General features: G+C 72.4%; 12 protein-coding genes. 9 read left to right on the plus strand and 3 right to left on the minus strand.

Features of this window, described 5'->3' with window-relative positions:
* Positions 1-82 precede the first annotated feature (82 nt).
* Both rpsA and K7862_RS03220 read left to right on the plus strand, forming a co-directional pair.
* A complete protein-coding gene (gene rpsA, locus K7862_RS03215) occupies positions 83-1,579 on the plus strand; it encodes a 30S ribosomal protein S1 (protein ID WP_222960274.1) in 1,497 nt (498 codons plus the stop codon).
* 218 nt (positions 1,580-1,797) lie between these two features.
* The gene (locus K7862_RS03220; RefSeq protein ID WP_222960276.1) at positions 1,798-2,733 is read left to right on the plus strand and encodes a PAC2 family protein; all 936 of its coding nucleotides are present in this window, start codon (positions 1,798-1,800) and stop codon (positions 2,731-2,733) included.
* 94 nt (positions 2,734-2,827) lie between these two features.
* On the opposite strand, the gene coaE is transcribed toward K7862_RS03220, so the two are convergent.
* The gene (coaE, locus tag K7862_RS03225; protein WP_222960279.1) at positions 2,828-3,433 is read right to left on the minus strand and encodes a dephospho-CoA kinase; all 606 of its coding nucleotides are present in this window, start codon (positions 3,431-3,433) and stop codon (positions 2,828-2,830) included.
* A 141-nt stretch (positions 3,434-3,574) separates the two neighbouring features.
* Between coaE and K7862_RS03230 the strand changes: the two genes are divergently transcribed.
* Both K7862_RS03230 and K7862_RS03235 read left to right on the plus strand, forming a co-directional pair.
* Entirely contained in the window at positions 3,575-3,940 is a 366-nt protein-coding gene (locus K7862_RS03230; RefSeq protein ID WP_222960281.1) for a tetratricopeptide repeat protein, read from the plus strand.
* 145 nt (positions 3,941-4,085) lie between these two features.
* The gene (locus K7862_RS03235; RefSeq protein ID WP_222960283.1) at positions 4,086-4,997 is read left to right on the plus strand and encodes a slipin family protein; all 912 of its coding nucleotides are present in this window, start codon (positions 4,086-4,088) and stop codon (positions 4,995-4,997) included.
* Positions 4,998-5,068: 71 nt separating this feature from the next.
* Here K7862_RS03235 and K7862_RS03240 read toward each other — a convergent pair whose 3' ends face one another.
* A complete protein-coding gene (locus tag K7862_RS03240) occupies positions 5,069-5,596 on the minus strand; it encodes a methylated-DNA--[protein]-cysteine S-methyltransferase (protein ID WP_308011819.1) in 528 nt (175 codons plus the stop codon).
* Between the two features lie 107 nt (positions 5,597-5,703).
* Between K7862_RS03240 and uvrB the strand changes: the two genes are divergently transcribed.
* The 5 genes from uvrB to K7862_RS03265 all read left to right on the plus strand — a co-directional run bounded on the left by uvrB (position 5,704) and on the right by K7862_RS03265 (position 13,023).
* Positions 5,704-7,800 carry an excinuclease ABC subunit UvrB gene (gene uvrB, locus K7862_RS03245; RefSeq protein ID WP_222960285.1) on the plus strand — a complete coding sequence of 699 codons (2,097 nt, stop codon included), beginning with the start codon at positions 5,704-5,706 and terminating at the stop codon, positions 7,798-7,800.
* 106 nt (positions 7,801-7,906) lie between these two features.
* Positions 7,907-8,485 carry a TerD family protein gene (locus K7862_RS03250; protein ID WP_222960287.1) on the plus strand — a complete coding sequence of 193 codons (579 nt, stop codon included), beginning with the start codon at positions 7,907-7,909 and terminating at the stop codon, positions 8,483-8,485.
* A gap of 96 nt (positions 8,486-8,581) precedes the next feature.
* Positions 8,582-10,618 carry a TerD family protein gene (locus tag K7862_RS03255; RefSeq protein ID WP_222960406.1) on the plus strand — a complete coding sequence of 679 codons (2,037 nt, stop codon included), beginning with the start codon at positions 8,582-8,584 and terminating at the stop codon, positions 10,616-10,618.
* 85 nt (positions 10,619-10,703) lie between these two features.
* Positions 10,704-11,690 (plus strand): TerC family protein, encoded by a 987-nt coding sequence (locus K7862_RS03260; RefSeq protein ID WP_222960288.1) that lies wholly within the window; start codon positions 10,704-10,706, stop codon positions 11,688-11,690.
* Positions 11,691-11,850: 160 nt separating this feature from the next.
* The gene (locus tag K7862_RS03265) at positions 11,851-13,023 is read left to right on the plus strand and encodes a cytochrome c oxidase assembly protein (protein WP_222960289.1); all 1,173 of its coding nucleotides are present in this window, start codon (positions 11,851-11,853) and stop codon (positions 13,021-13,023) included.
* Between the two features lie 96 nt (positions 13,024-13,119).
* Here the strand turns inward: K7862_RS03265 and K7862_RS03270 are convergent, their stop codons facing one another.
* Complete coding sequence (locus tag K7862_RS03270; RefSeq protein ID WP_222960299.1) at positions 13,120-14,076, minus strand: helix-turn-helix transcriptional regulator; 957 nt, start codon at positions 14,074-14,076, stop codon at positions 13,120-13,122.
* Position 14,077 lies beyond the last annotated feature (1 nt).

Consider the following 14,077-nt stretch of genomic DNA (forward strand, 5'->3'; position numbering starts at 1 on the left):
CCACAAGGGGCCGGCAGGACGAAAAAGGCTTCCGGCGTAGCAGTACCTACGACTTACTGTCCGTACCGGAGTCCTTTCCCTAATGACGAGCAGCACCGAGGCCCCTCGTACCACCCCGCAGGTGGCGGTCAACGACATCGGCAACGAGGAAGCCTTCCTCGCCGCGATCGACGAGACGATCAAGTACTTCAATGACGGCGACATCGTCGACGGCGTCATCGTGAAGGTCGACCGGGACGAGGTCCTGCTCGACATCGGTTACAAGACCGAAGGTGTCATCCCCTCCCGCGAGCTCTCCATCAAGCACGACGTCGACCCGAACGAGGTCGTCGCCGTGGGTGACGAGATCGAGGCCCTGGTTCTCCAGAAGGAGGACAAGGAAGGCCGGCTGATCCTCTCGAAGAAGCGCGCGCAGTACGAGCGTGCGTGGGGCACCATCGAGAAGATCAAGGAAGAGGACGGCATCGTCACCGGTACCGTCATCGAGGTCGTCAAGGGCGGTCTCATCCTCGACATCGGCCTGCGCGGCTTCCTGCCCGCGTCCCTCGTCGAGATGCGCCGCGTCCGCGACCTGCAGCCCTACGTGGGCAAGGAGCTCGAGGCCAAGATCATCGAGCTGGACAAGAACCGCAACAACGTGGTCCTGTCCCGCCGTGCCTGGCTGGAGCAGACCCAGAGCGAGGTCCGCCAGACCTTCCTCACCACCCTGCAGAAGGGCCAGGTGCGCTCCGGCGTCGTCTCCTCCATCGTCAACTTCGGTGCGTTCGTGGACCTCGGCGGTGTCGACGGTCTGGTGCACGTCTCGGAGCTGTCCTGGAAGCACATCGACCACCCCTCCGAGGTCGTCGAGGTCGGCCAGGAGGTCACGGTCGAGGTCCTGGACGTCGACATGGACCGCGAGCGCGTCTCCCTGTCGCTGAAGGCGACCCAGGAAGACCCGTGGCAGCAGTTCGCCCGCACCCACCAGATCGGCCAGGTCGTCCCCGGCAAGGTCACCAAGCTGGTTCCGTTCGGTGCGTTCGTCCGCGTGGACGAGGGCATCGAGGGTCTGGTCCACATCTCCGAGCTGGCCGAGCGCCACGTGGAGATCCCCGAGCAGGTCGTCCAGGTCAACGACGAGATCTTCGTCAAGGTCATCGACATCGACCTGGAGCGCCGCCGGATCTCGCTCTCCCTCAAGCAGGCGAACGAGTCCTTCGGTGCCGACCCGGCCTCGGTCGAGTTCGACCCGACCCTGTACGGCATGGCCGCGTCCTACGACGACCAGGGCAACTACATCTACCCCGAGGGCTTCGACCCCGAGACCAACGACTGGCTGCCGGGCTACGAGAAGCAGCGCGAGGAGTGGGAGGGCCAGTACGCCACGGCCCAGTCCCGCTTCGAGCAGCACCAGGCGCAGGTCATCAAGTCCCGCGAGGCCGACGAGCAGGCGGCCGCCGAGGCCGGCAACGCGGCGCCGTCCGCGGGCACCGGCGGTGGCGGTTCCTACTCCTCGGAGTCGGACGACAACTCCGGCGCCCTGGCGTCGGACGAGGCGCTCGCCGCGCTCCGCGAGAAGCTGGCCGGCGGCCAGAGCTGACCTTCCCCCGAGGAAGCAGCCGCAGCCGCACGGCAGGCCACTGAACGGTGGGCCCGCACCCCTCAGGGGGTGCGGGCCCACCGCCGTTTCTCCGTACGTTCCCGACCCGCGGCCGGCGCGCCGAGGCACGCGATCCCGCCATCCCCGGGTCGCCCTCCCCGCCGGGAATGGCCCGCCGATTCCGTTCGTTGAAGGTCACAGAGAGCGAGGAGGACACCGTGCTGGATCCCCAGGGACTGTACGAGTACGTGCCGGGCGGAGCCGAGGCCGTCGACGAGGCGGTGGGCGACGCAGGTCCGGTGCTGCTGTACCACTTCGAGGGGTACATGGACGCCGGCGAGACCGGCGAGCAGATCGCCCAGCAACTGCTGGACCGCCTCGACAACCAGCTCATCGCCAGCTTCGACGCCGACCGGCTGGTCGACTACCGGGCCCGGCGTCCGCTGATGACCTTCGAGCGCGACCACTGGACTTCCTACGAGGCGCCCGCGATCGACCTCTACCTGGTCCGCGACACCACCGGCACGCCGTTCCTGCTGCTCACCGGCCAGGAGCCGGACGTGGAGTGGGAACGCTTCAGCGCCGCGGTGCTCCAGGTGATCGAACGCCTCGGCGTGCGCCTGGCCATCAACTTCCACGGCATCCCCATGGGCGTGCCGCACACCCGCCCGGTCGGCGTGACCCCGCACGGCAACCGCGTCGACCTCATGCCGGGCCACCGCGCCTGGTTCGAGGAGGCCCAGGTGCCGGGCAGCGCCGCCTCGCTGATCGAGCTGCGCCTGGCCGAGGCCGGACGGGACGTCCTGGGCGTCGCCGCCCACGTGCCGCACTACCTCGCCCGCTCGCCCTACCCCGACGCGGCCCTCGCCGTCCTGGAGACGATCACCGCCGCCACCGGCCTGGTGCTGCCGGAGATCGCCCACGCCCTGCGCAACGAGGCGCACACCGTCCGCGTCGAGATCGACCGGCAGGTGGCCGAGGGCGACGGCGAACTGGTGTCCGTGGTCCGCGGTCTGGAGAGCCAGTACGACGCGGTCGCCGGATCGCAGACCCGCGAGAACCTCATCGCCGAGCCCGTCGACCTGCCCTCGGCCGACGACCTCGCCGCCGAGTTCGAGCGATTCCTCGCCGACCGCGAGGACGACGGACGGTAGCCCCCTCCCTGGATGTCCCTCGGTATCCGCCGGTGTCCGCCGGTGTCCCTCGAAGTCCGCCGGTGCCGTCGATGCCGCCGGTGTCCGGTCGCCGCTACCCGGTCGCCGCGGCTCGTTCGGTGAGCCGGCGCCAGGCCGCCTCGACCTGGGGCTCCAGCTCGGCGAGCGGGCCGTCGTTGGCGATGACGAGGTCCGCGACGGCCAGGCGCTGCTCGCGCGTCGCCTGCGCGCTCATCCGGGCGCGGGCCTCCTCCTCGGTCATGCCCCGCAGCCGCACCAGCCGGTCCAGTTGCGTCTCCGGCGCCGCGTCGACCACGATCACCAGGTCGTACAGCGGCGCCAGCCCGTTCTCCGTCAGCAGCGGCACGTCGTGCACCACGATCGCGTCGGGACCCGCGGCCGCCTGCAGCTTTGCGGAGCGCTCGCGCACCAGCGGGTGCACGATCGCGTTGAGCGCCTTCCGCCGCTCCTCGTCGGCGAAGACGATCGCTCCCAGCCGGGCCCGGTCCAGACTCCCGTCGGCCGCCAGCACCTGCGGGCCGAACTCGGCCACCACCGCGGCCAGTCCCTTCGTGCCGGGCTCCACGACCTCGCGGGCGATCCGGTCGGAGTCCACCAGCACCGCCCCGTAAGACGTCAGCAGTCGTGCCACCTCGCTCTTGCCGGCGCCGATACCGCCGGTCAGCCCCACTGTCAGCATGGGCGACAGCCTAGGCGGTGCCGGGCCGCCCGCCCCCAGGCCAGGCCGCCGCCGGCACGGGAATGGGGTTGCCGGGCGGGGCGTTGGGTATGTCTGACCAGACGATCAGTCGTCACCCGTGCCCATCTCTGGGAGGCGGCCTTGCCCGAGCGAACCCCCGAGACCCACATCATCGACTACCGCGCGGCGGAGCAGTTGCTCGCCGCGCGTGACCCGCGCGGAGCCGTCAAGCTTCTCGACTCCGTCATCGCGGCCCACCCGGAGAACACCGCGGCCCGCCTGCTGCGCGCCCGGGCGTTCTTCGCCGCGGCCCAGCTGCGCCCGGCCGAGCTGGAGTTCCAGATCGTCCTGGAGCGCGAGCCGGACAACGCCTTCGCCCACTTCGCGCTGGCCCGCACGCTGGAGCGCGCCAACCGGGCCGACGAGGCCCAGCGGCACTTCCGGCTCGCCGCCGCCCTCGACCCGCGCCCGGACTACGTCGCCGCGGCCCGCTTCGACTCCGACTGACGCCGCCGCGCACCGGTTCCCGGACCCGTGGAACCGGCGCCCGCGCACGAAGCGTCAAACTCCCGTCAAGGAAACCGCGGTCGCGGTGCGGTAGCGGCGTCCCGCCGCTACGTTCACACCCTTGTCATCGAAGGGGAGCGGGACAATGGAAGTCGTCGTGGTGCTGCTGGTCCTCCTCGCCGTGGTCGGCGTGATCGCGCTGTCCTCCACCGTGCGGGTCGTCAAGCAGTACGAGCGCGGGGTGGTCTACCGGTTCGGACGGGTCAGCGCGCTGCCCAAGCAGCCCGGCCCGCGCATGCTCGTGCCGTTCGTCGACCGGATGACCAAGGTCAACATGCAGGTCGTCACCATGCCGGTGCCGTCGCAGGAGGGCATCACCAAGGACAACGTCTCCGTGCGGGTCGACGCGGTGCTCTACTTCCGCGTCGTCGACCCCGTCCGGGCCACCGTCGACGTGCAGAACTACCAGTTCGCGATGCTGCAGGTCGCGCAGACCTCGCTGCGGTCGATCATCGGCAAGAGCGAACTGGACGACCTGCTGTCCGGGCGCGAGCAGCTCCACGAGGGGCTGGAGCTGATGCTCGCCACCCCGGCCGCCGGCTGGGGCGTGCACATCGACCGCGTCGAGATCAAGGACGTCGCCCTGCCGGAGTCCATGAAGCGGTCCATGGCCCGCCAGGCCGAGGCCGACCGCGAGCGGCGGGCCCGGATCATCACCGCCGACGGTGAGCTGCAGGCGTCGCAGAAGCTGTCGGAGGCGGCGCGGACGATGGACGCCAACCCCTCGGCGCTGCAGCTCAGGATGCTGCAGACGGTCGTCGAGGTCGCCGCGGAGAAGAACTCCACCCTCGTCATGCCGTTCCCGGTGGAGATGCTGCGGTTCTTCGAGCGGGCCGGAGCAGGCCCCGCGAGCCCGGCGGCCACCCCGCCCGCCGAGGCGCCGCCCGCCACCGGGGCCGCCCCCGCCACTCCCGCGGTCGACGCCGCCGACGACCGCGCCGAACTGCCCCGGGCGACCGGCCCGCAGATACCGGACCCGCGCACCCCGGAGGAGTGAGGCAGCGGCGGCGGCCGGCATGACGGAGGGCGGCGGCGGACAGGGGCTCGGGGGTTCAGGCGGTCAGGGGGTCAGAACAGCGGGGCGGGCAGGACGCCCTCCAGCGCCAGCAGCCGCCGCTTGATCTCCAGGCCGCCGCCGAAGCCGCCTATGCCGCCGTCGCTCTCGATCACCCGGTGGCACGGCACGACCACCGGCAGCGGGTTCGCGCCCATCGCCGTGCCGACCGCCCGGGCCGCGCCGGGCTCGCCGACCCGGTCGGCCAGGTCCTGGTACCCCACCACCGTACCGAAGGGGACACCCGAGGCCAGCTCACGCAGGACCCGCCGGGCGAACCCGGTGACCAGCGACCAGTCCAGCGGCACGTCGAAGGCGCGGAGCGTCCCGGCGAAGTAGGCGTCGAGCTGCGACGTCACCGCCTCCAGCCGGCCGGCGTCCGCCACGACGGGCCGCCCCAGCCGGCGGCCGAGCGCGCCGAGCGCCCGCTCGACGTATGCGGGCTCGGCGCGGAAGCCCACCAGCACCAGGCCCTCCGCCGTCCCCGCCACCAGCAACGGCCCGATCGGCGCGTCCACCACGGTCCAAGCCACCTCAGTCACGCCCCCCAGGCTAGGGCGGGGGTCCGACAACGCGCCCGGACCCGCGTGGGACGGGCCTCACCCCCGGGCCGGGGCCGATTGTCAGTGGCGGGCCGTACCGTTGAACCATGCGGCCCGTTTCAGACATCGAACGCAGTGTGGCGCCCTTCGAGGTCGTCAGCCCCTACCAGCCCAGCGGAGACCAGCCCACCGCCATCGACGACCTGGAGCGGCGGATCCGCGCGGGCGAGCAGGACGTCGTCCTGCTCGGCGCGACCGGTACCGGAAAGTCGGCCACCACTGCCTGGATGATCGAGCGGGTCCAGCGCCCCACCCTGGTCATGGCGCCCAACAAGACGCTGGCCGCCCAGCTCGCCAACGAGTTCCGCGAGCTGCTGCCGAACAACGCCGTCGAGTACTTCGTGTCGTACTACGACTACTACCAGCCCGAGGCGTACGTCCCGCAGACGGACACCTACATCGAGAAGGACTCCTCGATCAACGAGGAGGTCGAGCGGCTGCGCCACTCCGCCACGAACTCGCTGCTCACCCGGCGTGACGTCGTGGTGGTCGCCTCGGTGTCCTGCATCTACGGCCTGGGCACCCCGCAGGAGTACATCGACCGGATGGTCCGGCTCAACGTCGGGGACGTCATCGACCGCGACCAGCTCCTGCGCAAGTTCGTCGACATCCAGTACACGCGCAACGACCTGGCCTTCACCCGCGGCACCTTCCGGGTGCGCGGCGACACCGTGGAGATCTTCCCGGTGTACGAGGAGCTCGCGGTCCGCATCGAGATGTTCGGCGACGAGATCGAGGCCCTCTACACCCTGCACCCGCTCACCGGCGAGGTGATCACCGAGGACCAGCAGATCTACGTCTTCCCCGCCACCCACTACGTCGCCGGCCCCGAGCGGATGGAACGCGCCATCGCCGGCATCGAGAGGGAGCTGGCGGAGCAGCTCGCCGTGCTGGAGAAGCAGGGCAAGCTGCTGGAGGCCCAGCGGCTGCGGATGCGCACCACGTACGACATCGAGATGATGCGCCAGATCGGCACCTGCTCGGGCATCGAGAACTACTCGCGGCACATCGACGGCCGTGGCCAGGGCTCGGCGCCGGACACCCTGATCGACTACTTCCCCGAGGACTTCCTGCTCGTCATCGACGAGTCCCATGTGACCGTGCCGCAGATCGGCGCGATGTACGAGGGTGACGCCTCCCGCAAGCGCACCCTGGTCGACCACGGCTTCCGGCTGCCGTCCGCCCTCGACAACCGCCCGCTGAAGTGGGAGGAGTTCCTCAAGCGGGTCGGCCAGACCGTCTACCTGTCGGCGACGCCCGGCACCTACGAGCTGTCCCGCGGCGAGGGCGTGGTCGAGCAGATCATCCGCCCGACCGGCCTGGTCGACCCCCAGGTCATCGTCAAGCCGACCGAGGGCCAGATCGACGACCTGGTGCACGAGATCCGGCTGCGCACCGAGAAGGACGAGCGCGTCCTGGTCACCACCCTCACCAAGAAGATGGCCGAGGACCTCACCGACTACCTGCTCGAACTCGGCATCCAGGTCCGGTACCTGCACAGCGACATCGACACCCTGCGCCGGGTCGAGCTGCTGCAGGAACTGCGCGCCGGCGAGTTCGACGTGCTCGTCGGCATCAACCTGCTGCGCGAGGGCCTGGACCTGCCCGAGGTGTCGCTGGTGGCGATCCTCGACGCCGACAAGGAGGGCTTCCTGCGCTCCGGCACCTCCCTGATCCAGACCATCGGCCGTGCCGCGCGCAACGTCTCCGGCCAGGTCCACATGTACGCCGACCGCGTCACCGCGGCGATGGAGAAGGCCATCGACGAGACCAACCGCCGGCGCGAGAAGCAGATCGCGTACAACACCGAGAACGGCATCGACCCGCAGCCGCTGCGCAAGAAGATCGCCGGCATCCTCGACTCCTTCGCCCGGGAGGACGCCGACACCGAGGAGCTGCTGGGCTCCGGCCGTCAGCGCTCGCGCGGCAAGGCGCCGGTGCCGGGCCTGTCCGCCAAGAGCGGCGGCAAGCGGGACACCGCTGCGCTGCCGGCCGCCGAACTCGCCGACCTCATCGGTCAGCTGACCGAGCAGATGCACTCCGCCGCCGCCGAGCTGCAGTTCGAGGTCGCCGCCCGGCTGCGTGACGAAGTGGGCGAACTGAAGAAGGAGTTGCGCCAGATGCGTGAGGCCGGGATCGCCTAGGCGGAGCGGAAAACTCCCCCCGGCGAACCGGGATGCCCTTCGCCCGCGTCTTGTTAGGGTGCGGGACACAACCGCACACGTAGTGACGGGTGAGAGGGGACAGCGCGTGACGGTCAACATGACCAAGGGCCAGAAGATCAGCCTGAGCAAGGCGGACGGGGGATCGCTGACCGCGGTCAGGATGGGGCTGGGCTGGCAGGCCGCACCGCGCCGCGGGCTGTTCGGCAGCCGCACCCGGGAGATCGACCTCGACGCGTCCGCTGTGCTCTTCGCCGACAAGCAGCCGGTCGACGTGGTGTTCTTCCGCCACCTGACCAGCGACGACGGATCGGTCCGGCACACCGGCGACAACCTGGTCGGCGGCGCGGGACAGGGCGGCGACGACGAGTCCATCCTGGTCGACCTGGCCCGCGTGCCGGTGCACGTCGACCAGATCGTCTTCACCGTGAACTCCTTCACCGGGCAGACCTTCGCCGAGGTGCAGAACGCCTTCTGCCGGCTGGTCGACGAGACCAACGGCCAGGAACTGGCGCGCTACACGCTGACCGGCGGCGGTCCCTACACCGCGCAGATCATGGCCAAGGTGCAGCGCGGCGCGGGTGGCTGGTCGATGACGGCCATCGGCGCGCCGGCCAACGGCCGCACCTTCCAGGACCTCATCCCGGCCATCGTGCCCGAGCTGTAGCCGGGCCGGCGGGTACCGGCCGGCACGCGTGACGCGCCGGCCGGTACCCGCCGCGTGACAGACCACCAGGAGAAGACGGGAACGGGGGCGGCGGTCATGACGGCCGAACTGGTCCGCGGGCAGAACCATCCGCTGCCCGGCAACCGGCTGGAGATCCGGGTGTCGGCGGGCACCCCGCTGGTGGCCGCGGTCACCCTCGGGGACGAACAGGGCAGGGTCGCCGGCGACGGCGGCTGGCTGGCCCACCCGGGCGAGCCGCATCTGCCCGGGGTGGAGGTGCCCCGGCAGGCCGCGACCCAGCACCGGCTGGCCGTCGACCTCGGCGCGATGCCGGACGGCGTCCACCGGGTGCACGTCCTGCTCGCGCTGCCCGGCGGCCGCCCCGACGCCCCCGCCGACTTCGGCGCCATGGCCGCCCCGCAGCTGGCCGTCACCACCCCCGAAGGCGCGGAGATCGCCGGCTTCACCATCACCGGCCTCGGCGCGGAGACGGCACTGCTGGCCGCGGAGCTCTACCGGCGCCAGGGGGCGTGGAAGATCCGGGCGGTCGGTCAGGGCTACGCCGGTGGCCTGCCCGCCCTCTTCGCCGACCAGGGGGTGCCGGAACCGGCCACCGTCGCCGGGCAGATCCAGTACGCCGTGGAGCGCGAACGCGCCCGCTCGGTCGCCCCGCCCCCGCCCGCTCCCGCCCCGCCGCAGCCCGGCCCGCGCGCCGGAGCGGCGCCAGCCGCCCGGGCCGCCGGCGCCGGTCCGGGGACGGACGCGAGCAGCGACACGAGTACCGACACGAGTGTCGACGGGGACACCGACGCGAGCGACAACGCGAGCGCCGGCATCGACTACCGCCACCCGCGACGGCGGCCCACCCGCGCGCCGGCGGCCGCACAGCACTCCCGGCCCGACGCGCGGGCCGACGCGTCCGCCACGTCCGCCGAGCCCGCCACGCTGAACGGCGGCCCCACCCCGCCGCCCACCGTCCCCGGCCAGGCGCCGCCCCCGCAGGACCCCGCCGGACGGCCCGCGCCCACCGGGCCGCCCGAGCCCTTCGCCGGCGACGCCGCCGGCTGGTCGATGGAGGAGCGGCTGCACAACCAGATCTGGGGCATGTTCGAGGACCTGGCCAGGACCGTCGCGGCCTACCGCAGCGCCGAGGACTTCGCCCGGTCCCGTTACGAGCAGGAGCTCGACCGGCTGCTCGCCGACCCCCGCACCCGCGGCGGCGCCGCGGCGGACGCGGCCCGTGACGCGGCCGAGCTCAAGCAGGTCGCGCTGGTGGACCAGGCGCGTGCCGTGCTCGACCGGGACCTCGCGCAGCTCACCGTCGAGGCCGAGGTCGTCGACCCCGCGCTGCCGCCCGCGTACGCCGGGTGGGAGAACCCCTGCTGGCACGCCTACCAGGTGCCCGCCGAGCCCCCGCTGGCCGTCCGGCTCGGCAGCCTGACCCTGCCCGAGGCGCCGGAGCTGCGGATCCCGCTGCTGGCCCGCATGCCGCTCAACCGCGGGTTGTGGATCGACAGCGCGGACGACCGCCGGCTCGCCCTGGACACCGCGGTGGCGATCGCCGCCCGCCTGCTCGCCTCCCACCCGGCCGGGGCGTTCGCCGTCCACGCCCTGGACCCCGCCGGGTCCGCCACGCAGGCGCTGGCCCCCCTGCAGGCGAGCGGCGCGCTGGTCCTGCCGACGGCTGCAGCGGGCGCCGCGGGCGTCGGCGAGGTGCTGGGACGGCTCACCGAACGGGTGGACCTGCTGCAGATGGCGATGCGCGGGGGAGCGGCGGACGCGCTGCCGCCCGGCCTCGACACCGCCGAGCACCTGCTGATCGTCCACGAGTTCCCGTACGCCTTCGACGACCGGGCGGTGAACCAGCTCCGCTACCTCGCCGACGAGGGCCCGGGCGCGGGCGTCCATCTGCTCCTGGTCGCCGACCGCGAGGACGCCGCCGCGTACGGGCCCGTGCTGGACCCGCTGTGGCGGTCGATGCTGCGGCTGACGCCGCTGCCCAGCGACCACCTCGCCGACCCGTGGGTCGGGCACGCGTGGACCTACGAGCCCGCGCTGGTCCCGCCGGGCAGCCAGGTGCTCACCGAGGTCCTGCGCCGGCTCGCCGCCGCCCGACCGGCGTACGGACCCTGAACCACCAGGGCACTTGGGGATACCTTTACCTTTCCTTGGGGATTCGTGTACCGTTTTCGGACGGACCGAATCTGCCGGAGGATCTGTGGACGTCTCCCTCACCCTCTGGGCGCTCACCATCGCAGGACTGTGTGCCCTGATCGCCGCCGACTTCGTCGTCGGCCGTACTCCGCACGAGGTGTCCCTGCGCGAGGCCGGGATCTGGACCGGGGTCTGGGTGGCTCTCGCCGCCCTGTTCGGCCTGGGGCTGTGGGTCTTCGGCGGCGGCCAGCCGGCCGGTGAGTTCTTCGCCGGGTACATCACCGAGAAGTCGCTCAGCGTCGACAACCTCTTCGTCTTCGTGCTGATCATGGCGAAGTTCGCGGTGCCCGCGGTCTACCAGCAGCGGGTGCTGCTGGTCGGGGTGCTGATCGCGCTGGTGCTGCGCGCGGTGTTCATCGCAGCCGGCGCCACCGTCATCGCCAGCTTCAGCTGGGTCTTCTTCATCTTCGGCGCCTTCCTCATCTGGACCGCCTGGAAGCTGGTCCGCGAGGCGCTGCGCGACGAGGAGGAGTCGGAGTTCGAGGAGAACCGGCTGCTCAAGGCGGTCGAGCGGCGGGTGCCGTCCACCGAGCGGTACCACGGCACCCGGCTGTTCGTCCGGGAGAACGGCCGCCGCCTGATGACGCCCATGCTGGTGGTGATGCTCGCCATCGGCACCACCGACGTGCTGTTCGCCCTGGACTCGATCCCGGCGATCTTCGGCCTCACCCAGGACCCGTACATCGTCTTCACCGCCAACGCCTTCGCGCTGATGGGTCTGCGGCAGCTGTACTTCCTCATCGGCGGGCTGCTGAAGAAGCTGGTCCACCTCTCCTACGGGCTGTCGGTGATCCTCGGCTTCATCGGCGTCAAGCTCGTCCTGCACGCCCTGCACGAGACCGGCGTGCACGTCCCGGAGATCTCCATCCCGGTCTCGCTGGGCGTCATCGTCGGCGTTCTGGCCGTCACCACCGCCACCAGCCTGGTCGCCGCGCGCCGCCAGGAGGCGGGCGCCGAGCACGAACCGCAGCGGCAGACCATAGACGTCTGACCGGCCCGAACCGCCAGGGACCGGCGGGCACGCGGCCCCCGGGGGCGCCCGGCTCCCGCGACGCGCGCCCCCCTGCTGTCCCGCCCTGCGCGCGGACCGCCGCCGCCAGGGGGCTACCGTGGCCCCCGGTAGTGGACGGTTCACGTGGAAAGGTGCGGATGTGCCGAGCACCCTGGCTCTGCCCGAGCTGACCGGAGACCGGTACGTCACCGCCTGGCAGCTGGACGTCCCCGCCCTCACGGTCGTCGTCCTGCTCGGCGCCTGCTACGCGTACGGCGTGCGGCGCAGGCGCCGCGAGGGCCAGGCGTGGCCGCTGTGGCGCACGGCCGCCTTCTACGTCGTCGGCCTGGGCATGCTGGTGCTCGCCACCATGTCCTCGCTGGCGGTGTACGACAAGGTGCTCTTCTGGCCGGCCGCCGTCCAGAACATCCTGCTCGACCTGTTCGCCCCGCTCGGGCTGGCCCTCGGCGATCCGCTCGCCCTCGCCGCCCCCGGCGGGCGGCTGCGGCGGGCCTTCGCCTCGCGGCCGGTGCGCGTGCTCACCTTCCCGCTGGTCAGCTCGGTGCTGGTGCTCGCCTCCGAGCTGACCATCTACTTCACGCCGTACTTCGCGACCGCGCTCGGCAACGGGTTCGTGCTGCAGCTGATGCACCTCCAACTGGTGCTCACCGGCTGCCTGTTCGTGCTGCCGATGCTCAGCCGGCAGGAGCTGCTGCCGCGCTGGTGCACGCACCCCGTCCGTGCCGCCCTGGTCTTCTTCGACGGCCTCTTCGACTCGGTCCCGGGCATCGTCGTCATGACCAGCGGCACGCTGGTGGCCGGCCACTGGTACGCGGCACACCCGCGCACCTGGGGACCGTCGCTGCAGCACGACCAGATGCTCGGCGGCGGGCTGATGCTCACCCTCGCCGAACTCGTCGCCCTGCCGTTCATACTGCTGGTCTTCGTCGAATGGGTCCGGGCCGAGCGGGCCAGGACCGCGGAGCTCGACGCACGGCTCGACCGCGAGGCCGGGCTGGCCATGGCGGCCGGGTCCGGATCCTTGTCCGTCCCCGCCCCCGCGGGCCCGTCCCCGTCCCCGTCCTCCTCCCCGTCGCCGTCGCCGTCTCCGTCCCCCGCTCCGTCGGAGTCCGCCGTGCCCGCCCCGGTCACGGCTGCGGCCCCCGTCGCCCAGGCCGATGCCGCGCGGAAGCCCGCCCCCGCCGGCCCGGACGCGGCCGAGGCCGCCGAGGGTGCGGACGCCGACGAGCCGTCGCTGGCGCCCGGCATGAGCCGCCCGTGGTGGGAGACCGACCAGGGCGAAGTCGGCATGCGGATGCGCCGCCGCCGCTGACCGTGCGCCGGGCGCCCCGACGCCGCCGCCGCTGACCGTGCACCGGGTGCCCGACGCTCCGACGCCCCGACCCGCTGGGCTTCGCGCGCGGCCGCGCTACCCCGCGCCGTAGACGGCAGCCAGCGCGGCAGCCGTCGCCGCCAGCCGCTCGCGCAGCTCGGGCGGTCCCAGCACCTCGGCCTCCGCACCCATCGCGAGGAAGGCGGCGTGCGCCTGCTCCAGGGACTCGACCGGCAGCGTCGCCCGCGTCCAGCCGCCCGGCTCCGGCTCACCGGTCGCCGCCAGGGCACGCGCCGCCGCTCCGGTCAGGCGTCCGGCCGCGGCCGGGGACAGCCGCACCACCGCCTCGCCCTTGTGCAGCCGCGACAGGAAGTCGGCCTCGTACCGGCGCCAGTGCGCGGCCAGGTCGAAGTCCTCCGGTGGCTCGAACCGCTCGTCGGTGACGGTCAGTTCGAGGATCTGGTCGACCCGGTAGGTGCGTGGCCCCGGCGCGGCGACCGCGTACCAGCGGCCGGCCTTGAGTACCAGCCCGTAGGGTTCCAGCCGGCGGTCGACGTCCGTCGGCTCCTTCCAGCGCCGGTACCGCACCCGCAGCACCTTGCTGTGCCACACCGCGTCCGCGACCCGCTCCAGGTGCGGCACCGGGTCCTCCTCGGCGTACCAGCCGGGAGCCTGGAGGTGGAAGCGGGAACGGATCCGGTCGGCCTGGGCGCGCAGCGGCGGCGGCAGGGCGGCGGTCACCTTGAGCTGCGCGGCGGCCAGCGCCGGGCCCAGACCGAGTTCCGCGGCCGGACCCGGGACCCCGGACAGGAACAGCGCCTCGGCCTCCCCGCCGGTCAGGCCCGTCAGCCGCGTGCGGTAGCCGGCCAGCAGCTGGTAGCCGCCGCGATGCCCGGCGTCCCCGTACAGCGGCACGCCCGCGGCGTGCAGCGCCTCCACGTCCCGGTAGACCGTGCGGACCGAGACCTCCAGCTCGCCGGCGAGCTGACCGGCGGTCATCCGGCCGCGGGTCTGGAGCAGCAGCAGGATCGACAGCAGACGGCTGGACTTCACT

The organism is Actinacidiphila acidipaludis (assembly GCF_019890725.1).
Lineage (GTDB): Bacteria > Actinomycetota > Actinomycetes > Streptomycetales > Streptomycetaceae > Actinacidiphila > Actinacidiphila acidipaludis.